This is a genomic window from Raoultibacter timonensis (assembly GCF_900240215.1).
In the GTDB taxonomy this organism is placed as follows: Bacteria; Actinomycetota; Coriobacteriia; order Coriobacteriales; family Eggerthellaceae; genus Raoultibacter; species Raoultibacter timonensis.
The window spans coordinates 1,340,511-1,366,914 of the sequence record NZ_LT964679.1; the positions used below are offsets into that span (position 1 = coordinate 1,340,511).

Consider the following 26,404-nt stretch of genomic DNA (forward strand, 5'->3'; position numbering starts at 1 on the left):
CGCGTTTCAGTCAACGCGAGATTCGATATCCTCGCCTGCATCAACGACTGAAACGTCAAGCGATTCGATAGCATCGATCATTTCCTGTCGGCTCTCGACTCCTATCTTCTGGTAAATACGCGTGATATGGGTCTTTACGGTACTCCGCGCAATATAGAGCCGCTCGGCGATATGAGGTACGCTTCTCCCCCGAACCAAAAGGCTCAACACCTCCGCTTCCCGAGCCGAAAGAGCATACACGTCTATCGCCTTCTCGCATTGGCGCGCGAAAACGATAACTTCCGCCCGAGGATACTCAATCGAGGGATTCAGGTGCGCACGCTCGAATATGCCGTTTTTCTCCAGTATTACAGAAGCGCTCATGACGACGATGCAGGCGATTGCAAAGAGATAGATGAGGGTGTTCTCTTCGACTCCGAATACGTTCTGGGCAATGAAGATTATGCCGATCGAGAGTAGGGGAAGGCTGCTCTCGATCGCGCGGCACCAACCAAATACCCTGATAGGGTTTGCTTTCGTTTTGTTGGCGGCATCGGCAATCATGACAAAGCAAAACAAATCGAAGCAGGTAAACCCCGTAGATACGAAGGCTGGTCCTATGCTCCGCTCGAAGCTGAACACGATAATCAGGGCAACCCCGGCCATCACCATCGGCAGAACCAGTTTGTAGATATAGGAAAGGGAGAATGTCGATCCGAGAACCAGCGAGACGACGAGAAGCACGAAAACGACGGCAAAGCTCGCCATCGCAACAATCGAGCCCATCGGTTCACCGTACCCAAGTCGAGCTTGCGAGTTCAAGATCACTATCCAGGTAACAACACCGAACATGTAGAACACGAGAAGAACTCGCCATGTCGTGGAGATGAAGGAACGAGGATGCTCTAGATCGGTAGCCTTCGGAGCGGAAGATCGTTGAACCCTGAAAAGCAGAACCATCGATGCGGGGAGCAATAGGGAGATAAGCGCTACCCTCAGAAATCCCTCCGTCGCATCAACGGCAAGGTACGCTACGCAGGCTATGAGAAACGAAGCGAGCGTGAATACGGTTATGCGTACCGAACCGAGCGAGCTGAACTTCGATCCCCATACCACGATCACGCATGCGGCGCAGATCCTGCTGATCCCCCGATATCCGAAGAAAAACGCCTCACCGTACTCGGGAAGCCCCATCGACAGCGCATACACCGCAATTCCGCTGATTCCCGCAATAAAGGCAGCCGCGAGCGCAATCACCTTGAAACGTCTCGCGCGGAACAGCAGCAGGGCTATGGCTACGTACCCCGCAGTATTGCAAACCGACGAGACCACCGTCGATCCCCATAGGCTCCAGCCAGCGCCAATCGTTGAAACGGCTATGGGCTGAGCGTAGATATCGATCAGGTTCCATGCGTAGAACGAAGCGAGGCCAAAAATATAAAGCAAAGCGTTTCCGCTGATGAGAAGCTTATGAATTTCCATTCCTACCTTTTGGTGGACAGGAATGCCCTCATGTTTGGCCGTTTCGTAGGATGCCATTGTACGCACTCGCTTTCTATACTCGCTACGCCCGGTAAGCAGGGCGGGGGCAATGCGAAACGACTTTTTCGGCGACAAACGAAAGTATAGCACCGATCGCATTGCCCCCTCAGCTCATACTACAAGGAGGGTGGCACCATGAAACGAAACGAATCAGACAAGCCAAAGCACCGCAGCGCAAAGAGCATATCGCGCCGTGGGTTTGTCGGCGCAACCGCCATCGCGGCAATGTCACTTGCGGGAGGATTGTCGGGATGCTCGTCGCAAGCGAATTCGCAAGGAGGAGCATCCGAAACGCCAGTTAATGACAGCACCCAAACAAGCAGCTCCGGTTCGAACGAGACGTTGCTCCCCAATCCTTGCGGCTTGGAGTTTTCCCGACCGCAAGGATCCGAGGTGTCGTTCGTTTCGCAAGAAATCGACCCTAGCGAGATTACGGAAACCATCGAATGCGACGTAGTTGTTTGCGGGGCCGGCATCTCCGGATCGACGGTCGCCGCCTCAGCGGCTCAAAACGGGCTCAAGGTGGTTGTCCTCGAAAAAGGCAACACGTTTGCCGCCCGTGGAACTGAAATCGGGGCGATAGGCGACCGGGCGCACAAAGCAGCCGGGATTGAACTTGACGGCAATGATTTCCTCAACGATGCGCTCGAGACGGCGCATTTTCGCTGCGATCGCACCGTTTGGGAAACATGGGTCGAACGATCGGGCGAAGCGCTCGACTGGGGCATGGACACAGTAGGCGACGCATGCGGCGATTTTTATTGTACCAGCGACAATTCGGTATTCGCCGGAGTAACCACATGGGGGACCGGCGTACGCGTCGAAAAGGGCATCGCCTCATTCGTCGAAGCAATGGTGTCGTCAGCCGAGGAAGCTGGTGCCGAGTTCCGTTACCAAACCCCAGCGTGCAAACTCGCAAGCGATGATTCCGGCGCCGTCGCAGGAGTCGTTGCCAAGACATCCGACGGCTACGTTCAGTTCACCGCATCGAAAGGCGTCGTGCTCGCCACGGGCGGCTACGAGTACAACTGGGACATCATGAGCAAGACCATCCGCCCCCGCGATTTAGCTGTTTATGCCTGGATCAATCCGACGCTGACCAACACTGGCGACGGCCATCTTATGGGCCTCGAGGCGGGTGCCGCAGAAGACGACTACCCGCATATCCTCATGAACGATCCCGCTGGAGCGAAAACCGGCAACCGAGCAAACGGAGCCATGCTTGCGTTTCTGAGAGTGAACGAGAACGGAGAGCGCTTTGTAAACGAAAACCTTTCTTTCGAGTACATGTCAAACGCAATCATGTACCAGCCCGGAGCGCATGGATTCGTCATTATGTCCGGAGACATCCTCTCGGCGCTCGACAAAGCAAAAGGCGGCGCCCCCTGGACGCCCGAGGACATGTACGACTCGATCAAGGACGTGCTCATCGAAGGCGATTCCCTCGAAGACCTTGCAAGCAAGTGCGGTATTGATTACGAAAACCTCGAGAAGACCGTAGCCCGGTACAACGAACTATGCGAACTCGGAGAAGATGTCGATTTCGGCAAGAACCCAACCGCGCTTCTGCCCATCGAAGAGGGGCCCTACTATGCGGTTGACGAAAGCGGGTGCTGCCTCGTCAGCGTCAACGGACTGAGAACGAATGCTCGCGCGCAAGTCCTCGGCGTGGACGGTTCGGTCATCCCGAACCTCTACGCGCTCGGAAACGTCAGCGGGAGCATGTTCAACGGAACGTATCCGCATCACTTAAGCGCTGTCAGCCACGGGCGGTGCGTCACATGGGGTTACCTCGTGGGACGCGAGCTCGCCGGATTGGAATAAACCGGCACGATACGACGCAAGGGAAGCCCGGCCATCGTCGGGCTTCCCCGTTCAGCTCCGGTAGAGCCCGTGCTCGGCGACGTAATCGAACACGGACTGCATGGTGAGGTAGCGAATGGACCTGCCCTCGCGCACGCGAGCGCGCAGATCGCTCGAGGATATCGCGAGCGCCGTGATTTCGGTGTAGGACACCGAGAAATCGGACTGCTCGGCGAGGAAGCGCTTCTTCTCATCCGAGAGCGCGTACCCCGGCCTCGTCACGCCGATCAGCTTAGCAAGCTTGGCGATCTTTGAGCTTTCCCGCCACTTCACGATACTGAACACCGCATCGGCACCCGTAATGAAGTACAGCTCGACGTTGTCGGGATAGTGGGATCGAAGCTGCCTGAGAGTGTCGACCGTGTAGGTGTCGCCGCCCCGTTCGATCTCGATCGCGCTCGCATCGAACGCGGGGTTGCTGCGCACCGCAAGGCGGCACATCTCCAAACGGTCGGCCGCCGCGGTCACCTTCTGATTGCGCTTGAACACCGGGTTTCCCGCGGGAACGAAGATGACGGCGTCGAGGCCGTACGCCTCGCGCACCTGCTCCGCGCAAGCAAGATGTCCGATATGGATGGGGTCGAACGTGCCGCCCATGACACCGAGGCGAAACGTCTTCTCGGGATCGTCGAGTCCGAGCCCATCGAAGCGCTCTGATACGACCGCCATGCTACGCACGCACCTGCCCCGAGCCGTTGAGTACGTATTTGTACGAGGTAAGGGCCTCGAGTGCGAACGGGCCGCGCGCATGGAGCTTCTGCGTGGAAATGCCGATTTCGGCACCCATGCCGAACTCTCCCCCGTCAGTGAAAGCCGTCGAAGCGTTCACGTACACCGCCGCCGCATCGACGCCGGCCGTAAAGCGATTCGCAGCGTTCTCGTCGGTTGCGACGATGGCCTCAGAATGCATGGTTCCGTACCGGTTGATGTGCTCGATCGCCTCATCGACGCCCTCGACGCACTTAACCGCGATCTCAGGGGCTAAATACTCGGTCGCCCAATCGTCGTCGGTCGCCTCGACGAAACGTATCCCCGCGTCTGCTCGGCCGTCCGCATCCCGAAGCTGCACCGCGCAGTCGTACGACTCCCTGTCGCAGTGCAGCAGCACGTTTTCGTTTGCCAAAGCAGTGAACAGTCCAGGCAGGAAATCGTGCGCGATCGAGCGATCCACGAGCAGCGTCTCAGCGGCGTTGCACACCCCGTAGCGGCGGCATTTCGCATTCAGCACGATAGCGCGGGCCATAGCCGAATCGGCCGATTCGTGCACGTATACGTGGCAGTTGCCCGTTCCCGTTTCGATGACGGGCACCTTGGAATGCTCGACGCAGTGCCGAATAAGGCCTGCTCCCCCGCGGGGAATGAGCACGTCGACGATACCGTGAAGTGCCATGAGCTCATCGGTTGCCGCACGGTCGGTCGTCTCTATCGCGCGGATGCAGTTTGCAGGCATGCCCGCACCGATCGTCGCATCATGGAGTACGTGCGCAATGATCGCATTGGAGCGGGCTGCAAGGGATCCGCCGCGAAGCACGCAGGCGTTGCCCGTTTTGATGCAGATGCCCGCAGCGTCAGCCGTCACGTTCGGACGCGCTTCGTATACCATGCCGACCACCCCGAGCGGTACGCTCACGCGCTTCAAATCGATGCCGCTTTCCAGTTCTCTCTGCATCTGCACCGCACCCAACGGATCCGGCAGGCGCATGAGATCCTCGAGCGCCGCCGCCATCGCCTCGATGCGCGAAGCGTCGAGCATGAGGCGATCGAGCAGGCTCTCGCTCGTATTCGCCCTGCGCGCCGCATCCATATCGGCTTCGTTCTCGGCCACGATCTCGCCTGTATGCTCGCGCAGCGCGCGAGCCATGGCATCGAGCGCGGCGTTGCGCTCGACTCCCGATGTCGTCGCGAGCTTCTGCGCGGCAGCCTTCGCCGCAAGGGCGATGTCGCGCACCGATTCCGCCATACGCATCTGATCCGTCATTCGAACACCACCAATTCATCTCGATGAACCACCGGTTTATGGGAAAGACCGGCAAGCAACCGGTTCGCTTTGAGCGCCTGCTGGGACAGGCCCTGCGCAAGCTCGAGTTCGTCGCTTGAGGCCGACACCTTGCCGCGGGCGAACAGATGGCCCGCCACATCTTTGATATCCACGATGTCGCCCGCTTCGAAGCCCCCCTCGACCGCAGCGATGCCGACGGGAAGAAGAGAGCTGCCTCTTTCGATGAGCGCCGTTTTCGCACCCGCATCGACGATAAGCGCGCCGCGCGCGGAATCGCCGAGCGCAATCCAGAGCTTCTTAGGTGTGATCTCATGCGGCTTTTTCGCCGCCACGAATCTCGTCCCCACCGATTCGCCGCCGACGATGCGAGGCAGCGCTTCGGGCTCCCGCCCGTTGCAGATGACCATCTGGATACCCGCAACCATGAGCACGCGCGCCGCTTTGATCTTGGTTATCATCCCGCCGGACCCGACGGTGGTTCCCGCCTCGCCGGCAACGCCCATGATCGACTCGTCGATCTTCTCGACGCACTCGATGAGCTTCGCATCACTGTTGAAATGCGGGTTCGCATCGTAGAGTCCGTCGATATCGGAGAGGATCACCATGAGGTCGGCATTGACCAGGCAGGCTACGAGCGCCGCGAGCGTGTCGTTATCGCCGAAACGTATCTGCTCGACCGACACCGTATCGTTCTCGTTCACGATCGGTACGACATCGAGTTCGAGCAGGCGCGACAGCGTATCGCGAGCATGGAGGTACGCGCTTCGATCGGCCGTATCGCGCCTGGTTAAAAGCACGATAGACGTCGTGATGCCGTAGGCCCGAAACGCCTCCGCGTACGCGGTTGAAAGAACGCTCTGCCCCACCGAAGCCGCCGCCTGCAAGCTCGGCATGTCGCTCGGCCGCCGCTTGATCCCGAGCGCCTCGAGTCCGCAGGCGATCGCGGCAGAGGTCACCACGATGGGCTGCCAGCCGCGTGCGCGCACGCGGGCAACTTGGTCGACGAGCGCGTTCATGAACTCGTAGTCGATCGAGCTTTCGCTTGTGGTCAGCGTCGACGATCCGATTTTTATGACGACTTTCCTACCCACGCAAACCGCATCCTAAATATCGAGGTCCCTGTATATATCTTCCGCGGTCTGCGCCGATTCGAACTCGAAGGAACGCCCGACGATCCGGATCTCGTCTCCGTCGACGGCGCCTGCGCGCTCGAGCGCCTTTTCAACGCCCGCCCGCTTGAGACGATGCTGGAGAAACGCGATCGCCTCGTCGTTTTCCCAGTCGGTCTGCACGACCATGCGCTCGATCATGGGGCCCTGCACGCGGAAGATGTTATCGGAGAGCTTGACCGCCTCGAAGCGCTTATCGCGCTCCTCCCGCCTATGCTCCCAGATATGATCGTACTGGATCTCGCCGGCAAGCTCCTCGCGAGCCGCTTCGCGCAAAGCATGGACCTTCGCCGCGATAGCCGCCTTGAGCTGCTCAACGCCCTCGCCGGTAAGCGCACTGATGCGGTACAGCTTCGGATCGACGGGGCTCGGGGCAAACTCATCGCCGCCCGCAGCCTCGATCGAATCAGCCCTCACCAGGTCCGCAAGCCGGTCGGCCGCCTCTTCGGTACCTGCAACGTCGATCTTGTTCGCAACAACGATACGCGGGCGCTTCGCAAGCTCGTCGGCGTATAAAGCGAGCTCCTCGTTGATGACGCGGTAGTCTTCGAGCGGATCGCGCCCCTCGTAGTCGCCCGTCAGATCGACCACGTGTACGATGAGCGCCGTACGCTCGATATGGCGGAGGAATTCATGGCCGAGCCCCTTGCCTTCGTGCGCGCCTTCGATGAGGCCGGGAATGTCGGCAACGACGAAACTGTAATCTCCGCTGCGCGCCACACCGAGATTGGGCACCAGCGTTGTGAACGGGTAATCCGCAACCTTCGGGCGCGCCGCGCTCAGCTTGGAGATGAGCGACGACTTGCCCGCAGACGGCATGCCTACGAGCGCAGCATCGGCCATGAGCTTCATCTCGAGCTCGATCCAACCCTCCTGGGCCGGCTCTCCGAGTTCGGCGAACGCAGGGGCACGACGGGTCGGCGTTACGAAGTGGATGTTGCCGCGACCGCCGATGCCGCCGCTCGCCACAACGACCCGCTCGCCATCGTGGGTAAGATCGGCGATCAATTCGCCCGTCTCCCGCGCATCTTCGAAGTATTCGCGGACGACAGTGCCCACCGGCACCTTGAGCACCAGGTCATCGCCGTTCGCGCCGTGCATCTTCGACCCTTTGCCATGCGTGCCGCGCGTCGCCTTGAAGTGGTGTTTGAAGCGGTAGTCGATGAGCGAGGAGACGCCGGCGTCGGCTTCGACGATCACATTGCCGCCGTGGCCGCCGTCGCCGCCGTCGGGACCGCCCTTGGGAACATGGGCCTCGCGGCGAAACGACATGCAGCCGGCGCCTCCGTTGCCGCCCTTTACGAATATACGTACCTTATCGATAAACATGGATGTGCTGTACTCCTCGGATGCGTGCGAATGCCTGCAGATGTTTCTTCCATTGTATATGAAAATGCCCCCTGCGAAGCAGGGGGCACAAAGTACACGGTCAATGTACGCTGCCGTTGCGCCTTGAGCTATGCGCCCGGACGGACGTGCACCTTGCGGCGATTGCCCTTGGTGAACTCGACGGTGCCGTCGCAGAGGGCGAACAGGGTGTCGTCCTTGCCGCGGCCCACGTTCTCACCGGGATGGAAATGGGTGCCGCGCTGACGAACGATGATGTTGCCGGCGGTCACGTTCTCGCCGCCGAACTTCTTGACGCCCAAACGCTGTGCGTGCGAATCGCGGCCGTTACGGGTAGATCCAAGACCTTTCTTGTGTGCCATGTCGAATCCTCCTCCTTACTTATTCAGCGTCTTCGGACTTGGCTGCGGTCTTCTTCGCTGCCGGTTTTTTCTCGGCTGCGGGCTTCTCGGCCGCGTCGTCTTTCTTAGCTGCGGTCTTCTTGGCCGCAGGCTTCTTTTCGGCAGTCGCCTTAGCTGCGGGCTTGCTTTCCGCCGCCGCGGTCTTCGCTGCCGTCTTCTTCTCTGCAGCGGGCTTCTCCTCGGCTTTCTTGGCGGGAGCCTCCTTCTTGGCTGCAGGCTTGTCGGCCTTGACATCCGCCTTAGCGGAGCCGACGGCCGCAATCTGAATGCGGGTCAGGTTCTGGCGATGGCCGCGCATCTTCTTGTAGTTCTTGCGCTTCTTGAACTTGAAGACGAGCTGCTTTTCACCCTTGAACTGTTCGAGCACGACAGCTTCGACCTTGGTCTTGGCAGCCTTGGCCGGATCGGCCTCGACCTTGTCGCCGTCGACGACGCAGATGGCCTCAAGCTCGACCTTTTTGCCCGGCTCGACTTCGAGTTTTTCAACTTCCAGAATGTCTCCGGGAGCAACTTTGTATTGCTTTCCACCGGTTTTCACAATAGCGTACATTAGTTATTTCTCCTTGAAATGTGTCAAAACGCAAGGCGATATCTTATCAGCCGCCAATGCCCAAGTCAATAAAACGAGCGGCATTTATTCCGAAGACCCACAAAACTCGGATGCCGAGCGAGATCTTGGCTTCCGCATCCCGCATAAGCCGTGAAAATACTGCCGTTTTGGGCGGTGCCTATCATACCAGGGGAAAACACTTGCGCACCGCAAGATGGCAAGCAGCACAATACTGACATGTTTTCGCAGTTCAAAGCAATCGGCGACACCGGGCGGAGAGCACCGTCCGGGCAAAGCCGCCGCAACGGGCGAACAGCCGTCAAGGCAGCGGGCGAAACCCGTGTCGCCGGATGCCGCCCACCGAAGGAGCTCAGTGGGCTTCGGCCCAGTTATCGCCGAAAGAAACGTCGACGTCGAGGGGAACCCTGAGCTCGGCTGCATGTTCCATGATATCCCGCACCATGGCCGACAGGGCCTCGATCTCGTCTTCGGGTACCGAGAAGTCCAGTTCGTCATGCACCTGCAAGAGGAGCTTCGCTTTGAAGCCGCCTTCCGCCAAGCGCCGCTCGACGCGGCTCATCGCCAGCTTGATGATATCGGCAGCCGAACCTTGCATGGGATGGTTCATGGCCGTGCGCTCGCCGAATCCGCGCTGCACTTGATTTCCCGAAGTGAGCTCGGGGATATGGCGCTTACGGCCGAACATCGTCACGGCGAAGCCCGTTTCCGTTGCATCCTTGATCGTTTGATCGAGGTAGGTCCGCACGCCCGGATACGCCGCGAAATAGCGCTCGATCATCTCCTTGGCCTCGGCATACGGGATATCAAGGCTCTGGGCGAGCCCGAACGCCTGCTGCCCGTACACGATACCGAAGTTGACGGCCTTAGCCCTGCTGCGAAGCTCTGGAGTGATCTCGTCGACGGGGATGTCGAATACGCGAGACGCGGTGCGGGCGTGAAAATCCTCACCCGAGCAAAACGCTTCGATGAGCCCCTCGTCACCCGAAAGGTGAGCCAAGAGCCTCAGCTCGATCTGCGAGTAGTCGGCCGAGAGGAACTTGTGCGCCGGATCGAGCGGCACGAAGCACTCGCGGATGTGCCTGCCGAATTCGGTACGCACCGGAATGTTCTGCAGGTTCGGATCGGACGACGAGAGGCGCCCCGTGGTCGTAACCGTCTGGTTGAACGACGTATGGAGCCGCCCGTCGCCGCCGCGCATCCGCGGCAGAGCATCGATGTAGGTCGACTTGATTTTGGCAAGTTCGCGATACCTGATGATGAGATCGGGAAGCTCGTGGACCTTGGCAAGCTCTTTGAGCACCGTTGCGTTCGTGGAATAGCCCCGCTGCGTCTTCTTCATCGGCGTAAGGCCGAGAACGTCGAACAGGATGTGGGCGAGCTGTTTCGGGGAGTCGATGTTGAACTCTTCGCCCGCAATGCGGTATATCTGCGCGGAAAGCTCGTCGAGATCCTCCTGCGTGCCGCTTCCGAGACGGTTGAGGCGCTCCACGTCGATCGCGGCACCAGTGCGCTCGACGATAGCGAGCACCGCAACGAGCGGGAAGTCGATCTCGCCGCACGCCTCCCAGCCCCCGTCCTCTTCGAGCGCCTTTTTCAAAGGCCCGATCAAGGCCCGTGCGGCGGCCGCGCTCATAGCGGCAGCCTGCTCGTCGTTCTCCGCTTCGGGCATAACACCGCCGCAGTACCCGTCAAGCAGGGCGTTATAGGTATACTCGCTAACCGACGAGTTCATAACGTAGGCAGCGAGCCCCAGGTCGAACGCATCCATCGCAAGCAGGTCCCGATCGTCGACGAGCCCTTTGGCGGAGGTGTCGGCGGGATAGACGTACTGCACGGTTTTCTTCACGTCGAGCGCCGCGAACGATCCCTCGCGTACGATGCGGGCAAACACCGCGAGCGCATCGTCCTGCTCGAACAACGCCGTTCCCCCCGACGTCCCGACAGCCAACGTCAACCCTGCGTCGAACAACGACGCCTGATCGCTCTCCTCGAAAGCGACGCCGACCCGCTCGCCCGCCCTCAGAGCCTCATCGACGAGGACAAGCGCTTCGCCCCCGCGCGTAATCGGCTCCCAGCTCAAATCAACCTGGCTGCGCCCGCCGCCTGCAAGGGCGAGCACCTTTTTCAGGTGAGCGTTGAAGCGCAGCGCGCCGAACGCCTCCGACACCTTCGCCTCGTCGAACGAGGGAAACGATACCGCTTCGAGGTCGAGCGGGAAATCGAGGTCGCGCACGATGGTCGCAACCTTGCGGCTCGCGAACGCCGCATCCTCGTTGTCGCGGAGGTTCTCGAGCTGCTTGCCGCGAAACTTATCGAGATTCGCGTACACCTCCTCGAGCGATCCGTACTGTTGCAGGATCTTCGAAGCGGTTTTCTCGCCGATGCCGGGCACGCCCGGAATGTTGTCGGACGGGTCGCCCTTGAGACCGAGGTAATCCGGTACCTGAGAAGGCTCGATGCCGTAGCGATCCACAACCTCTGCGGGCCCGTACACGGCAACGTCGGAAATGCCCTTCTTGGTGGTTACGATACGGGTGAGCTCGCTTGCCAGTTGATAGGCGTCCTTATCGCCCGTCACGAGCAGCGTCTCGAAGCCGAGAGCCTCGTCGCGCGACGCGATGGTTCCGAGGATGTCGTCGCCCTCCCAGCCTTTGACGCGCACGACGGGGATGCCCATCGCATCGAGCAAGCCTTCGATCATAGGGAACTGCACCTTGAGGTCGTCGTCCATCGGCGGACGCTGCGCCTTGTACGCTTCGATTGCCTCCATGCGAAACGCCGGGCGGCCCTCGTCGAACGCGCAGACGATCGCATCGGGCTGCTCGGTTTCGACGAACTTCAGCAGCATGGAGATGAAGCCGAACACGGCATTGGTGGGCCTGCCGTCGGGGGCGTTCATGGTCGGGGGCACCGCATGATAGGCTCGGTGCATCAGCGAGTTTCCGTCGATGACGGCGATCTTTTTCGACATCTGTGCGTCCTCCGTTATCTTGTGTCCCGAGAAAGTATAGAACAGATTCGAATCGTGGCGATACCGCATTGCCGAAAAGAGCCGTGGATCACACGACCGCGTCGCTTACGGCGGCGTCGTTCGGCGGCAAGCCGATGGAGCCGCCAAGGCTGCGACAGATCGCGATACGCGGCCCCGACCGATCCTACATGGACCAAAGATAGCCCACCCCGCGTACCGTCTCGAGTCTTTGCGCCAGATCGGGGCCGAGCTTCGCCCTCACGCGCCGCACGTGCACGTCGACCGTTCGCGAGCCGCCGTAGTAATCGAAACCCCACACGCGCCGCAGGAGCGCGTCGCGCGAATAGGTGCGCCCCGGATGCGTGACGAGGAATGCAAGCAGCGCGTATTCGAGATACGTCAAATCGAGCGGCTCCCCGTTGACCTTTACCTGATAGGTTGCCAGATTGATGGTCATCGCATCGACGGCGATGTAATCCGACGTCGAGCTCTCGTTGCCCGGCCATAGAAGCTGACGGATGCGCGCCGAGCACTCGTCGGGGCTCGCTCCGTGCACGACGAAATCGCTCTTCACCTGAACGGGAAGCCGAAACTCCGAGAGCTGATCCTCGTTGACGATCGCCAAAAGCGATCCGCAGCCGTCCTCAAGCAACGTCGACTCGGCACGCGATACGTTTTGCAGCGCATCGCCGCGCGCCTCGAACACAACGAGATCGCATCCGGGATGCTGTTCGAGCAACCGCTTGAACTGCACCGACGACCCAGCCGCCACATCGACATCGAGAGCCGAAAGCACCGCTTGGAATTTGTGGGCGTTATCGAGGCTGTCCGCGATAAATATGACCTGTTTTCTCTGCATGCGCGCCTCCTATAGGGCAGCCAGATAGCGATCGCGCTCCCATTGGGTCACGTTGCGCTGATAGCTGTTCCACTCTTCGCGCTTCGCCTCGACCAGGTATCCGTGGATGTGTTCGCCAAGCACTTCGCGCATGAAGTCGGACGACGCGAACAGCTCGACGGCTTCGCCGAGGCTGTCGGGTAACGTCGCGAAACCGAGCTTGCGCAGCTCCTGGCGCGAGAGCCGGAACAGATCGCGATCCTCGGTCGGAGGCTGCAGCTCGAGCTCGTCTTCAATGCCCTTGAGTCCCGCCGCAAGCATCGCGGCGAAGGCAAGGTAGGGGTTAGCAGCGGGATCGGGGCTCCTCAACTCGATGCGGCACGCGCTTTCCTTACCGGGTTTGTAACCGGGAATGCGCACGAGCGTAGAGCGGTTTCGCTGCGCCCACGAGATGTAGAGGGGCGCTTCCCCGCCATCGACCAAGCGTTTGTACGAGTTCACGTACTGGTTCGTAATGGCGCAGAACTCGGGGGCGTATTTCAAAAGGCCCGCGATATAGTGCTTGGCCACCTTCGACAGATTGTAGCCCTGCGCGTCGTCGGGATCGAAGAAGGCGTTGTTGCCGTCCATGTCGAACAGGCTTTGGTGCACATGCATGCCGCTTCCCGCTTCGCCGGCCATCGGCTTGGGCATGAACGAAGCGTGGACGCCGTGCTTCATCGCGATCTCCTTCACGACGAGCTTGTAGGTCATGACGGCGTCGGCCATGGAAAGGGCATCGGAGTAACGCAGATCGATCTCGTGCTGGGAGGGGCCGTTCTCATGATGGGAGTACTCGACGGGAATGCCCATCTTCTCGAGCGTGAGCACGGTATCGCGGCGCAGATCGCTCGCCGAATCAAGGCAGGTCAAATCGAAGTATCCGCCGCGGTCGAGCACTTCGGTGCCTTCCGAATCCTTGAAATAGTAGTATTCGAGCTCGGGGCCTACGTTGAACGCGTAGCCCATCTGGGCGGCCTGATCGACGACCCGCTTGAGCACGCTGCGCGTATCGCCCTCGAACGCCTCGCCCGAAGGCGTCTTGATCGTGCAGAACATACGTGCAACGGCATTCGAGTCGGGGCGCCACGGAAGCACCTGGAACGTCGAGGCTTCGGGAAAGGCGAGCATGTCGGACTCCTGCGTACGGCAGAAGCCCTCGACGCAACTGCCGTCGAAACCCATCCCCTCGGCAAACGCGTTCTCGAGCTCGCTTGGAATAACGGCGAACGATTTCATCGTGCCGAGCACATCGGTGAACCAGAAGCGGACGAAATGGACGTCGCGGCTCTTGATGGTTTTGAGCACGAAATCCTGATCGGGGTTTGTCGCCATGGTTGCCTTCTTTCGGTCGCGGTACGGCGCGTCGCCAAAGTACGATGCTGCTTTCTATGGTGATTCCATTATAGCGAGGATCGTTTCGAGCGTGTTTCAAGGAGCGGTATCCGGAATGCCAACCGGAAAGCACACGAGAAGAAAGGGCCGATCCCCGCGAGATCGGCCCTTGATTTCAGGTATGGCATTCGACATCAGCCTCGCCGGGAGACGCCCACAAGCGCCCATCCGGCATCGCAACTCCGTGCTCGGCGCTAGAACGTTGCGACAACCGCCCCGTTGTAGGTGGCGTCGATGTACTGCTTGACCGTATCGCTCTGAAGCGCCTTCACGAGCGCTTGGATCTTCTCGGAGCTCTCCTCGCCCGAGCGCACGGCGACCACGTTGACGTACTTCTCGGCAGCTTCGGAATCCGTTTCCTCGCTCGCAATGGCGGTCGAAGGATCGAGGCCGGCGCCGATAGCGTAGTTGCCGTTGATGACGGCCAGATCGACGTCGTCGAGCGTGCGCGGAAGCGCTGCGGCTTCAGCTTCGATGATCTCGATGTTCTTCGGGTTTTCGGCGATATCGTTCTTCGTCGCCGTCAGGCCGGCGCCGTCCTTGAGCTTGATGAGGCCCTCATCCTGAAGCAGAAGAAGAGCGCGCGCCTCGTTGGTCGCATCGTTGGGCACGGCGATCTTCGCACCGTCGGCAAGCGCATCGAAGCTCGCGCTCTTGCCGGGATAGACGCACAGAGGCTCGAAGTGAATGCCGCCCGCAGAGGCAAGATCGGTGCCGCGCTCGGCATTGAAGTCTTCGAGGTAGGTGATGTGCTGGAAGTAGTTCGCATCGAGCTCGCCATCGGACAGCGCGGTGTTCGGCGTAACGTAATCGGAGAATTCCTGGATCTCGAGCGTATAGCCTTCATCGGCTAGCTGGGCCTTGATCTGCTCGAGGATTTCGGCATGGGGTGCCGGAGAAGCCCCGACCTTGATAACCTTGTCGTCTGCAGAGCCGTTCGAGGCGGAATCCCCCGAACCGTTCGATCCGCAGCCGGCAAGCACCCCAAGCGTTGCGCATGCCAATGCGGCAGCAAGGCCGATCTTTACAACATTTTTCAGTTTCATGGTATAACCCTTCCCTTTTCAAAAAAACGGTACACGAATGCTGTGTACGAATCTCGGATTCTAGTACATGTACGAAGTAAAACCCAGTCTGACGACGGACGATAACGGTGAACGCGCTATCTGCTCCGCTTGTCGACACGACGAACGACCACGTTCATGATGCTTTGGATGATCTGAACGAGCACGATGCAGATGAGGACTGCGGCGATCATGACTTCGACTTCATAGCGCTGGTAGCCGTACCTGACCGCCACGTCGCCCAAGCCGCCGGCGCCGATCATGCCCGCAATAGCCGAATAGCCCAGAAGCGTAATGAGGGAGATCGCCGCCCCGCGAAGCAGCGAAGGCACGCTTTCCTTGAGGTACACCTTCATGACGATCTGCCAAATATTCGCGCCGAAGCTTTGAGCCGCTTCGATGAGCCCGCTATCGACTTCCGCCAAGCTCTGCTCCACCATGCGCGCCACGAACGGAATCGCCGCGACGGCGAGCGGAAAGATCGCGCCGGCAACGCCGAGCGACGTGCCCATAACGATACGGGTTGCAGGAATGAGCACGACGATGAAGATGACGAACGGAATGGAGCGCCCGATGTTGACGATCCATCCGAGCACCGCGTTGAGGACACGATGCGGGCGCAGACCCCCGGGGGCAGAAACGAGCAGCAGTACGCCGATCGGGATGCCCACCAGATAGGCGACCGCCGTCGGAACGAGCATCATCAGGATGGTGTTCCACGTCTCCTGAGCAAGCATGACCCCGTAATCGGCGAAGAACCCCTGAAGCCACTCCATGCTACTTCACCCGCCTTCCGGCAGGTTTGCCCTCGGACGTCGAGGCGTGAACCTCGGGCCTCCCCGCGTTGACGAACGGATTCGAAGCCGCATCGATCGCGTCGGCGAGAATCGTCGAGGCGGATCTCCCGCGCGCGTCGGTTCCGGACGCCGACGTCCCGGCAGACCCGTCGAAATCGCCGGGCAGGTAGTCGCTTCCCAAGAGCTCGCGGGTTACCGCGCTTTGCGGGTTCGAGAACACGGCGGCGGTTTCGCCCGTTTCCACGATGCGGCCCTTGTCGATGACCGCAATCTTGTTGCATATCTTTTCGGCTACGGCAAGCGAATGCGTAATCACCACCATCGTCACCCCGAGCTCCTCGTTGATGTCCTTCAGGAGCTTGAGGATCGATATGGTCGTACGCGTGTCAAGCGCGCTCGTTGCCTCGTCGCAGAGCATGACGCGCGGGTTGTTCGCAAGGGCGCGGGCTATGGCAACGCGCTGTTGCTGGCCGCCCGAGAGCTGACTCGGATAGCTCTTCGCCTTCTCGGTCAAGCCGACCAGCTCCAAAAGCTCGTACGCGCGCTTCTCGCGATGCTCCCGCTTCTCGTGGACGAGCTCGAGCGGAAACGTCACGTTCTTCAGAACCGTGCGCTGCTGGAACAGGCTGAAGTTCTGGAATATCATGCCGATCGAGCTGCGCAGCTCGAGCAGCTGCTTGCCTGAATAGCCCGTCACGTCTTCGCCGTCGATGACGATACGGCCCGACGTGGGTCTCTCGAGCAGGTTGATGCAGCGAACAAGCGTCGATTTGCCCGCACCGGATTCACCGATGATGCCGAAAATATCGCCATCCTCGATCGTCAGATCGACGTCGATCAACGCATGGTGCTTCGATGCGCCATCGTATGTTTTAGACAGATGCTCTATCTGGATCATTGTTCAGATTACCTCGTACAGAATAACTAACATGATATGCGGCCGTACATGGTTGAGATATGGCCGCGTGAAGCTAGGCCTGAGTGTCCGCGCGCACGCCGACGAACCCAGGCTTGGGCATGCACATCATCATGCTATGTACGAATTCGAAATTCATAACGGGTCAATATTAGACGAAGCTCTCGGGATGTCAAGCGTTAAACCGCAATTCGGAGCGATCCGACCTGATCTGGAACCGATATCGGAAGCAATCGAGACGGCGAAGCGACCCGCAGCGGGGAAAGGCATTCGGCTTATCCCGGCACCATGCCCGCCCGACGAACCTCGAGCCACGAGCCTGCGGCCCGATATCTCGAATCCGCTCAGAATCGCTTCCCCGCCTCTACGATTCCAAGCAACTGGTTTTGCGAATGAATGCCGAGCTTCTTGTAAATGCTGTAGATATGGCTTTTGGCTGTGGCAGTCGATATGTAGAGCTTGTCGGCTATCGCCATGGCCGTATCGCCTTCGGCCAAGCACTCGAACACATCGCGCTCGCGCGGAGATATCCCGAACCGGTCTTCGATGGCGTTGAGCGATTCGGCATCCGAGCGCTCGTCGAACGTCCCGTCCGGGCGGTACACGGTCAAATCGCTCGTGATCAGCGTCATGTACTGGGAGTTGGAGAAAGCGAGGTAATACGAGTTGAGCTTGGAGAAGAAATCTTTGATGAACAGGCTGTCGAGCACCTCGGGACGGGCGGCAAACCCGATTTCCAGATAGTACGGATCCTTCATGGGAACGGTGGCTAAATCGTTGTCGCGCATGATGTTGAGCGGGTCGAGCAGCTTGTAAAACGCAGGTACCACCGAGATGGCCTCGTCGGCAGCGACCACCTTGAAGCGAAAGGAGTTGTCGCTCGTAACCATCGATATCGCGTCGCTTCCGAATTTCGATTCCACAACGCGCCGAATGTCTCCCTTCGGCACGATCAACCGCTTCGACAGGATATCGGCTCTCGACAATGCCGGCCGCTTGGCGAGATCGGACCCCTTCGAAACCAGCACCTCATCGTAGGAATGCAGGTACGGCTGGTATTTGAACCCCTGCTGCTGCAAAGAGCGGACGAAGTGCGCGTTTCGCTCCTCGTCGATGCTGAACAGGCACAGCAACCCGATGACGGGATCGCCCTCATCCGACGACAAGAGCTTTTCCACCACCTCGTCGTTGTCGCACTGAAAGTACCGGGCACGCGCGGAGACCTCGTCGAAGCTGTCTACCAACGGGCCGAAGAACGCGGAATCGAAGCACACGTTGTTCAGGTAGGCGACCACCCCATCGTCTTCGCCGCGTTGCTCGTCCGCACTGAGTTCGGCGACGCATGCGAGCATGTCCGCTTGCGCACGCAGCATTTCGCTGGCATACGGCAACAGCGCCTCGCCGTAGCGGTTCAGCACCATTTTGTTCGACGTGCGCCGAAACAGCTTGCAACCCAACTCGGTTTCCAGAACCCCGAGCGACCGGCTCATCCCCTGCGAAGATATGAAATTGATATTGGCCGCAGCCGAAATGGACCCGTGCCGAGCAACGTCGACAAAGTACTTCAGATAGTTCGTCTGCATGACAACCCCCTGAGAGCCGCTATCCGCGCGCGAAGGGTTTGCACCGAGAAGCCTTCGTCGAAGGCAGGCAAGCAGCTCGCGCGCAGATGCCCCGATGCCCGATTGCGATTATAACCGCAATCGGGCATGAAACAACACCTCGGACCGATATCCCGCCTACGCGGGCCACCCTGAAAGCCCGAAGGCTTTACGGAAGGCCGAGCAAGCCGGCGGTCATCGGAGTGATGGTCACCGTGATGACGACCATCACCAAACTGGGAGCCCAGCCGACTTTCACCATGTCGCCGAAACTGAAGTACTTGCGGTCGCTCGAGTAGGACAGCAGCGGCACGCCGTCGAGCGGGAGCATGAGCGCAATGGCAGACCAGAAACCGACCATGGCACACGTTGCGGCAATGGAGCCTCCCATGCTTGCCACGATGGTCGCAAACGGTACGGCGATAAGGCCGGCGCATGCGGGACCTGCGGGAATAACGTTATGCAGAAGGCAGCCAAGCACAGACAGCGCGATGAGCGTAACGATGAGCGGCCATGCGGTCATCGGCGCCATCACGACGCTCACAAGCCAAGCGGTGGCGCCCGTGCCCATCAGCGCGGCCACCAAAACGTTGACAGCCATCATGAGCAGCATCATGCCCCAAGGCGAATCTTCCAAAAAGTGATTGAACTTGATGGCTTCGACGCCGGGGAAGAACATGAGGCCAAGGGCGAGCAGGCTGACGACCGTGATGTCGATAGCGGTGACCCAAGAGCTTGCGATCCAGATAACCATGGTGACCAGCATAACGACCAAGCCGGCAATCTCGTGGCGAGGCAGCTTTCCCAACGAGGAAGCGCGCTTGATGCCGGTATCGACCGCCTCCTGACTCAAGGCTTCGGGCTTGAAGATCTTGATGAGCGCGAACCAGCCGGCCGGAATGGTGATAAGGGCGAGCGGCACGCCGAAGGCCATCCATTGAACGAAACTGATGTGCACGCCGAAATTCTGCTCGATCAGCGACATGGCCAACACGTTGATGATGCAGCCGGAAGGAGTCATGGCACCGCCCAGAGCGGCAGCCCACGGAATGCCGATCGCTATGCACTTGGCAAAAGCGGATTTACCGCCCGTGGGGGTGTTGTTGGCATCGAGTACCGCATACGCGATGGGCAACATGACAGCCGTCAGCGGCAAGTTGTCCATAAGCGTAGAGATGAGCGCCGTGCCAACCATAAAACCCAGCAGAACGCGCGAAGAGTTCGTGCCGGCCCACCTGAGGATAACACCCGTCAAACGCACGGCGAACGAAGACCGAGCAACGAAGCATGCGAATGCGAAACAGCACAGGTAGAAGATGATCGCATTGTTTATCGAGGCCGTCCAAGCATCCGCTGCGGGTAGAATGCCCAGCAGGGGAACCAGACCGACCATAGCCCACCCCGTTATCGCGATGGGCATGACCTCGGTAACCCAGAACACGATCGCCACCACGAAAATGCCCAGCGACATCTTCCCAGCCCAGCTCAATCCCTCTGGTGTTGGGGTCACACCAAGCGCCACGAGCACGATGACTCCCAGTGCGATAATCCCGAAGCGGATAACCGCCGATTTCTCCTTCATTTCTTCCCCTTCGATCGTTTGCCAATGAAAGCTGTTGGGAGACGCTAGCGCAGCATGTCCACGAATACGTCATCGAGCACAACGTCTCGATCGGCGCAGTCGGCATCGAACTCGACCGCATCGTAGCCCGGCGCCTCTATGCGTACGCGATATGACGCTTTCTCGCACTCGCAATAGCGAAAATCACCGAACTCGTCGGTCTCCACCTGCGCAACAACCTCGCCATCCGCATCGAAGATGGTTACGGGTACGCCGATGATCACCTCGTTCTCACCGCGATTCGCCACCGTGCCGGCAATCCAGCGCTTCGGACGGTTGACGTAGTACACATGCGAGCCCAGGCCTTCCAGACGCTCGTCCGCAGCACCCGCGGCAATCTCGTCGGCGAAGTCCTCGATATCGCCCCAACGCAGTGCATCGGTCGCGCAAGCATCGACACAGCGCGGCTGCGACCAGCCACTATCCAGCAAATGCGCGCAACCCGTGCACTTCTGGGCAACTTGGGCGTCGCCGTTGAAGTACACCATGCCCAGAGGGCAAGCCTCGGCAAGGTCGCGGCGTCCACGCGCCTTTTCGGGGTCGATGACCACCAATCCGTCTTCGCGACGATAAACCGCTTCGGGTGCCAACCCGATCAGGGGACACGCGTCGCAATGCCCGCAGAACGTGGGCGTATACGCCACGCGCACGACCGGCATGCGACCGCGCTCCTCCTCGTCCACGCGGCACCAAAACTGCCCGGTCTGGGGCTGCGCGAGGGCGATAGGAGCCCAATCGTTTTCGCAATGTTCGTCTTTGCAAGCAAGCTGGCAGTTGTAGCAGCCGTTGCACCTGTTCAGATCAACTATCAGTGCCTTCATACCCGTTATGCCCCCTCGATGTAATCACGTACGTCCTGGCCGTAGGAAGCGTCGTAGTACCGGTTCCTGTTGAATTCTTCGGGATACTTCGCGGCGAGCTCGAACACGTCGACCTTCTCCACGCCCACCAAATAGCCGCTTGTCACTTCACCGTCAGCGTTTTTCGATGTCGTCGCCGTCGGGCAGATGAGGTTGATGGCGCCTCCGCGATCGAGTCCGCCCACACCCGACACGATAACGTCGGAGTTTGCGCCGTGATCCATGTATACGACTTCGGGACGAATGCGCTCGGTCACGCGAACGCCGCCCAGCACGCTGCCGCGCTCGTTGTACACCTTCACCACATCGCCGTCGGCCACGCCCACGCTCGCCGCGTCAGTCGGATGCATCCACAGCGGCTCGTATGCATAGCCGTCAGGGCCGATGACCTTGCACGTTTGAATCTCGCGCAACCATTCGACATCGTCGAACTCCGCATGCACGCGCCAACGCGGATGGTTCGACACGATGAGGAACGGGTATTTTTTCGCACGATCGGAGCTGCGGCGGTCATCATGGCCGTCGCCCGATTCGCGCCAATGCGCAACCGGACCGCGCAGCTCGTCGTCAGGAAACATCGTCGCCAACGGCTGCGAGTAGAATTCGATCAAGCCCGTCGGCGTCTCGAGCGGATTAGCTGCCGGATCCTCCGCAAACGGGGCCAGGCCGACCGGCTGGTCTTCCCACCCCTCTTCGGTGGGAATCAATTGGTAGCCTCGCTTTTTGAACGCCTCGAAGTCGCGATCTTCCTCGGGAATGCCGCAAGCTTCGTAGCCCTCCTTCACCTGCTGTTCGATGGTTTTGCCCTTCGTCATGCGCTGCACGACGCCCTCGTACACCCCGCCGAATTTTTCGAGCGCTCGGCCGATCTCCTGCACGGCGATCCAATCCGACTTCGCCTCCCCAACCGCATCGATTGCGGCCTCCTCAAACGTGACGGCGCTCCATTGCCCGGAGTCGTTGTCGGTACCGAAATCGCTGACCTCGAACTTCGTGCAGATAGGCAGTACGATATCGGCAAAACGGGCGTCGTCTTCAAACCACGGGGCCTGCACCAGATAGAACTCCAGATTCTCGCTCTTCAGGGCATCCTGGAACTCGTAGCCGCCGTTGAGGCTGGTCGTGAATGCCGGGTTGTCCGACCACAACATCTTCACGCCCGCATCGCCCTCGAGCGGGAACCGGAAGTGCTTGAACTGGTCTGCGCGCGGATCGGCAGCCGTCCCGTGCCCGTACCACTCCAGCTTCTCGCCGCGCAGAGCCTTGTGAATATGCACCTTCGGAACGAAACTGTCGCCGCCCTGGCCGATGAGGGGGCCGTTGTAGCAGGCTGCCGTGTTGGGGATAACCTTCGAAAGGGGCAGCGGGCTGCACGACGACATGCCGAACAGAACCCATTCGATGTACTTGATGGAAATGCGGCCCGGTTTGCCCACGCCCTGCATGGCCAGCAGATACACTTCCAAGCGAGCGGGCTCGTGGGCGAACGCCGCACGGATAAACGAGCCGCCGTTGCAGTGCGCGATGGAGACCGCATGGCTCGCCCAGTAACGAGCGAGCGCCTTGATGCGGTACGCGGGAATTCCGCAGATGGGCTCGGCCCATTCAGGCGACTTAGGTACGCCGTCTTCATTGCCGAGCACGTAGTACTCGAACCAGTCGAAGCCGTCGGAGTGCGTTTCGATGTATTCGCGATCGTACGTGTTCTCGGTCATCCACACATACGCGATAGCCAGCTGCAGCGCGGCATCGGTATTCGGAAACACGGGGAACCATTTGTCGGCGTGCACGACAGCCGTGTAGTTGCAATCGGGAGCGATGGCGATGTTTTTGATGCCGCAGTCCTCGAACCAAAACGCCATGCGAGAAGCCATCTGGCCGCCCCAGCCCCACGTGGTGGTCTCGAGATCGCACCCCCAGTACAGAAGCGCATCGCAATGCTGCGCGATATCCTGAGCAGTATTCGTAGAATGGGTGTTCTGCCCGACGGGATCCATGCCCCACGCATGTTTCGCCCCCCAGTACCAGCCCTCCCAGCTGTCGGGGTTGCGGTTCTGGATGGTGAAGCCGCCGCATTCCCCCAAAAGACGCGTCATGCAGCCGTGCGGAGTATTGATCGCCTTGCTCTCGCCGTGGCCGTCCGCTTGGCAAAGGATGGAATTCGGGCCGTATTCGTCGTGCACGCGCTTTATTTCTTTTGCGATGATCTCGCATGCCTCGTCCCAGCTGATACGCTCGTACTTGCTGGTACCGCGCATCTCCGGATGCCGATCGCCCCCCGGATTCCAGTCGACGCGCTTCATCGGATACGGAATGCGGTTCTTGGAATACGTGCGCCGCTTGTACACCAGCGGAAACGGTGGCATATACGACTTCATTCCCGGCTCGAGCGTCTTGCCGCCGCGACCGGTGATGGTCCAGTAATTAAGCTCTTCTTTCGTATAGTCGTTTTCAAAGTGAACGGGGCGAATGCGCGCAAGCCTGCCATCCAGCACATCGGCGGCGACGATGTTCGCACCTCCCCCGAACGACTCCAACCCGAGGTTGTGCACGACGGTTTTCTCGGAAATTATCAACGTCTGATCCCTTTCTCTCTTCTCTCGTTCGCTTTCGATGTAAGGCTATTGCTCGAGACGAGCGCGTTCTTCGGCTCGCACCTCGGAAATCTTTCTGTCGGACTTGACGAACACGATGACGGCTGCAGCGGCAAGCACGGCGAGCGGCGCCAAAACGAACTGCGCGTTCGCCTGCCACCCCGCGTTCGCAACGATGGGCGAAACGATGTAGCCGCCCACAACCTGCGCCACGCCCGTGGCAAACGCCATGGTGGCCAGCACGAGATCGGTTTTTTTCGGTTCGGGGACAAGCACCGGGGCAATGGCACGGGTTCCCGTGGGCACAAGCGCGCCGCACAAACCCATGAGGATGCTTGCAATCCAGGGGCCCGTCATGTCGGTACCGGGGGTAAAGTAGAAGAACGCCATGCACAGGGCCACCAGAAGATAACCGCCGGCGATCATCCACTTGCGAAAGTTAAGCCTGTCGGCAACCACGCCGAACGCGATGCCGAGCGGTATGGAAATGATAGCCGTCCAATTGGGAAGCATGGCCGAATCGAATACGCTCAGGCCTTTGACGTTCTGCAGGAACGTCGGATACAAAGTGTTGATGTTCGCAACGTAGTCGAACACCCATACGAAAAAGAACGCGCACACCACGAAACCGGCCAGCATGTAGTTGCGGCCCGGCTTTTTGCGGCGGGTGGGATCACCGTCGACCAACTCGTTTTCAGGAATGGCGGGCATCTTACAGCAAGCCAGCAGCCACACGATGGATACGATTTCCATGGCGATGGAAACGTACCAGATGGGTCTCCACGAGAACGCAAGCGCGGCCCCGCCGGCAGCATCGAAGATCATCGGAGCCGTAAAGAACGCGATAACCACGCCAACGGGCGTCCACTGCGACCAGACGCCCATGCACAGACCCTGATCCTTCAAGGGAAACAGACGGGGCATGATGTTGGGGCCGATGACGCAAATCAAGCCGTAGGCTACGCCCTCGAGCGTGCGTCCCACCAAGAACAACGCCGTATCGGGCGCGAATACGCAGATGAGAGAACCGACCAGCTGCAACACCGACGTAACGACGATGGAGAATTTTACACCCAGGCGCTGCATGACGAACATGCCGGGAAAGGCCAGCAGCATACCGGCAATGGAGAACACGCCCATGATCTGGCTGAGCATCTCAACGGACATTCCCAAATCGGCACCGATGAACTGGATAGCAGGTGCGGCTTTGAACTGGTTGAACGTCGCAGTAAAGCCGAGGAAGAACAACGCAGCGAAGCACAGCCAACGCTCCGTCGAGTCGAGCTGGCGACTCTGCACGCCATAACGAGAAACGGATGATGCCATAAATCCCCCTAACCTGATGAATGCCTGGCCGACCCGTTCGGCCACACCCAATCGAGCAACGGCGCAACTCGGCCGTTTCAAGAACAATTCTGACAGGCAGCCAGCCTCGGGAACATAAACAAGCAGGTATGCAGACCCGCAACGATTTGTTGACCGCTCATACTTGCGAGAGTCCCGACACCCGATCCCGGCCCTTACCGCCGTCGCACCCGATAACGCGTTTTAGGATCGGAGGCGAAGATGGGGCGCATCTGTGTATAATGGTTCGGATGAACAGCACAAGGAAAAAAATAGCGGTCGTGACCATGGGGGTGAAGCTCGGCGACGAGACGCGGGGCTACACCCGATTCCGTTTTCTTTCGGAACTGCTCGTCCGCGAGGGGTTCGAAGTCGACCTCATCACCTCGAGCTTCCAGCATTGGGACAAAGCCCCCCGAGACACGTCTCGCAGCTGCTATCGCGACCTCCCTTATTCGATCGTTTTCATCGACGAGCCGGGGTACAAGAAGAACCTCGACCTCTCGCGCATCAAAAGCCATGCGGTCGCAGCGAAGAACCTCCGGTCTCATTTCGACGAGCACGGATCCGAATACGCGCTCGTCTACGCGGAGATCCCGCCCAACGACGTGGCGCGCGTATGCGCGGAGTACGCCCACGAACAGGGAATTCCCTTTGTGGCGGACATCAACGATCTATGGCCCGAAGCCATGCGCATGGTTGTCAACGTGCCCCTCGTGAGCGATATCGCCTTCTATCCGTTCGCCCGCGATGCAAAACGCGTGTACACCCTGCTTTCGGGAGCTGTCGGCACCTCCGACGAGTATGCGATGCGTCCCGCCCAAGACCGCTCAGAGCCGTACCCGAAAACCACCGTATATGTGGGAAACGTACTTGCCGACTTCGACGCAGGCGTCGCCGAGCATCGAAGCGAAATCGAGAAACCCGAAGGCGAAGTATGGATCGTTTACGCGGGCACGCTCGGAGCGAGCTATGACCTTTCCACGCTCATCGAAGCGGCATCTCTGCTCGAAAAGACGGGCGTTGCCGCCCGCGTGAAGATTCTCGGCGACGGCCCCGATCGCAAAAAACTCGAGGAGCTCGCCTCCGAGCTCGCAGCGCCTGTCGACTTCCTCGGATACATGGACTACCCCCATATGGCGGCCTACCTCGATGCGTCCGACATCACCGTGAACTCGCTCGTAAAATCAGCCGTCCAGAGCATCGTGACCAAGATCGGCGATTACCTTGCAAGCGGACATCCCCTGATCAACACCGGCACGAGCCCTGAGTTCAGAAATCTCGTCAGCGAAAGCGGTTTCGGCGTGAACGTCGAGGCCGAAAACGCCGAAGCGCTTGCCGAAGCAATCGAAAGGCTTGCGGTCAATCCGAGCCTTCGTAAGATCATGGGCGCGAAAGCGCGCGCGGTTGCCGAAAGCGAATTCGATCAATCCCGCTCTTACCTGCGCATCGTCGACATGATCCGCAAGCTGATTTGATTTCTTTGCGCAAGC

The 26,404-nt window shown here is 59.7% G+C and carries 20 protein-coding genes; 2 read left to right on the forward strand and 18 right to left on the reverse strand.

The genetic code is table 11. The features are described from left to right. Positions 1–6 precede the first annotated feature (6 nt). Positions 7–1,461, reverse strand: coding sequence for a helix-turn-helix transcriptional regulator (locus C1722_RS17575; protein ID WP_279611963.1), 1,455 nt, complete (start codon positions 1,459–1,461; stop codon positions 7–9). Between the two features lie 195 nt (positions 1,462–1,656). On the opposite strand from C1722_RS17575, the gene C1722_RS05975 reads away from it, so the two are divergent. Then, complete coding sequence (locus C1722_RS05975) at positions 1,657–3,345, forward strand: FAD-dependent oxidoreductase (protein ID WP_102378429.1); 1,689 nt, start codon at positions 1,657–1,659, stop codon at positions 3,343–3,345. Between the two features lie 51 nt (positions 3,346–3,396). Here the strand turns inward: C1722_RS05975 and nadD are convergent, their stop codons facing one another. From nadD to C1722_RS06060, 17 genes are all read right to left on the reverse strand, one after another. Beyond that, positions 3,397–4,053 (reverse strand): nicotinate-nucleotide adenylyltransferase, encoded by a 657-nt coding sequence (nadD, locus tag C1722_RS05980; protein WP_102378430.1) that lies wholly within the window; start codon positions 4,051–4,053, stop codon positions 3,397–3,399. Position 4,054: 1 nt separating this feature from the next. Then, positions 4,055–5,362, reverse strand: coding sequence for a glutamate-5-semialdehyde dehydrogenase (locus tag C1722_RS05985; RefSeq protein WP_102378431.1), 1,308 nt, complete (start codon positions 5,360–5,362; stop codon positions 4,055–4,057). Further along, the gene (proB, locus tag C1722_RS05990; protein ID WP_102378432.1) at positions 5,359–6,474 is read right to left on the reverse strand and encodes a glutamate 5-kinase; all 1,116 of its coding nucleotides are present in this window, start codon (positions 6,472–6,474) and stop codon (positions 5,359–5,361) included. The genes C1722_RS05985 and proB overlap by 4 nt, the downstream gene beginning before the upstream one ends. 12 nt (positions 6,475–6,486) lie before the next feature. Next, positions 6,487–7,881, reverse strand: coding sequence for a GTPase ObgE (gene obgE / locus C1722_RS05995; RefSeq protein ID WP_102378433.1), 1,395 nt, complete (start codon positions 7,879–7,881; stop codon positions 6,487–6,489). 128 nt (positions 7,882–8,009) lie between these two features. Continuing rightward, the gene (gene rpmA, locus C1722_RS06000; RefSeq protein ID WP_102378434.1) at positions 8,010–8,261 is read right to left on the reverse strand and encodes a 50S ribosomal protein L27; all 252 of its coding nucleotides are present in this window, start codon (positions 8,259–8,261) and stop codon (positions 8,010–8,012) included. Between the two features lie 19 nt (positions 8,262–8,280). Beyond that, positions 8,281–8,850 (reverse strand): 50S ribosomal protein L21, encoded by a 570-nt coding sequence (rplU, locus tag C1722_RS06005; protein WP_102378435.1) that lies wholly within the window; start codon positions 8,848–8,850, stop codon positions 8,281–8,283. A gap of 370 nt (positions 8,851–9,220) precedes the next feature. Continuing rightward, on the reverse strand, positions 9,221–11,842 hold the full coding sequence (gene polA / locus C1722_RS06010; RefSeq protein WP_102378436.1) for a DNA polymerase I: 2,622 nt from the start codon (positions 11,840–11,842) through the stop codon (positions 9,221–9,223). 184 nt (positions 11,843–12,026) lie between these two features. Then, positions 12,027–12,701 (reverse strand): winged helix family transcriptional regulator, encoded by a 675-nt coding sequence (locus tag C1722_RS06015; RefSeq protein WP_102378437.1) that lies wholly within the window; start codon positions 12,699–12,701, stop codon positions 12,027–12,029. A 9-nt stretch (positions 12,702–12,710) separates the two neighbouring features. Continuing rightward, the gene (locus tag C1722_RS06020) at positions 12,711–14,054 is read right to left on the reverse strand and encodes a glutamine synthetase family protein (protein WP_102378438.1); all 1,344 of its coding nucleotides are present in this window, start codon (positions 14,052–14,054) and stop codon (positions 12,711–12,713) included. 254 nt (positions 14,055–14,308) lie between these two features. Beyond that, complete coding sequence (locus tag C1722_RS06025) at positions 14,309–15,160, reverse strand: MetQ/NlpA family ABC transporter substrate-binding protein (protein WP_102378439.1); 852 nt, start codon at positions 15,158–15,160, stop codon at positions 14,309–14,311. A gap of 116 nt (positions 15,161–15,276) precedes the next feature. Continuing rightward, complete coding sequence (locus tag C1722_RS06030; protein ID WP_102378440.1) at positions 15,277–15,954, reverse strand: methionine ABC transporter permease; 678 nt, start codon at positions 15,952–15,954, stop codon at positions 15,277–15,279. 1 nt (position 15,955) lies between these two features. Then, positions 15,956–16,873, reverse strand: coding sequence for a methionine ABC transporter ATP-binding protein (locus C1722_RS06035; RefSeq protein WP_102378441.1), 918 nt, complete (start codon positions 16,871–16,873; stop codon positions 15,956–15,958). A gap of 362 nt (positions 16,874–17,235) precedes the next feature. Further along, a complete protein-coding gene (locus tag C1722_RS06040; RefSeq protein WP_102378442.1) occupies positions 17,236–18,474 on the reverse strand; it encodes a LysR family transcriptional regulator in 1,239 nt (412 codons plus the stop codon). Between the two features lie 187 nt (positions 18,475–18,661). Next, positions 18,662–20,074: an SLC13 family permease gene (locus C1722_RS06045; protein WP_102378443.1), complete on the reverse strand. Its 1,413-nt coding sequence runs from the start codon at positions 20,072–20,074 to the stop codon at positions 18,662–18,664. Positions 20,075–20,118: 44 nt separating this feature from the next. Continuing rightward, positions 20,119–20,934 carry a 4Fe-4S dicluster domain-containing protein gene (locus tag C1722_RS06050; protein WP_102378444.1) on the reverse strand — a complete coding sequence of 272 codons (816 nt, stop codon included), beginning with the start codon at positions 20,932–20,934 and terminating at the stop codon, positions 20,119–20,121. Between the two features lie 5 nt (positions 20,935–20,939). Further along, positions 20,940–23,549, reverse strand: a complete 2,610-nt coding sequence (locus tag C1722_RS06055; RefSeq protein WP_102378445.1) for a molybdopterin-dependent oxidoreductase — start codon at positions 23,547–23,549, stop codon at positions 20,940–20,942. Between the two features lie 45 nt (positions 23,550–23,594). Continuing rightward, positions 23,595–24,893, reverse strand: a complete 1,299-nt coding sequence (locus C1722_RS06060; RefSeq protein ID WP_102378446.1) for an MFS transporter — start codon at positions 24,891–24,893, stop codon at positions 23,595–23,597. A gap of 269 nt (positions 24,894–25,162) precedes the next feature. On the opposite strand from C1722_RS06060, the gene C1722_RS06065 reads away from it, so the two are divergent. Beyond that, positions 25,163–26,389, forward strand: coding sequence for a glycosyltransferase (locus tag C1722_RS06065; RefSeq protein ID WP_244412263.1), 1,227 nt, complete (start codon positions 25,163–25,165; stop codon positions 26,387–26,389). Positions 26,390–26,404 lie beyond the last annotated feature (15 nt).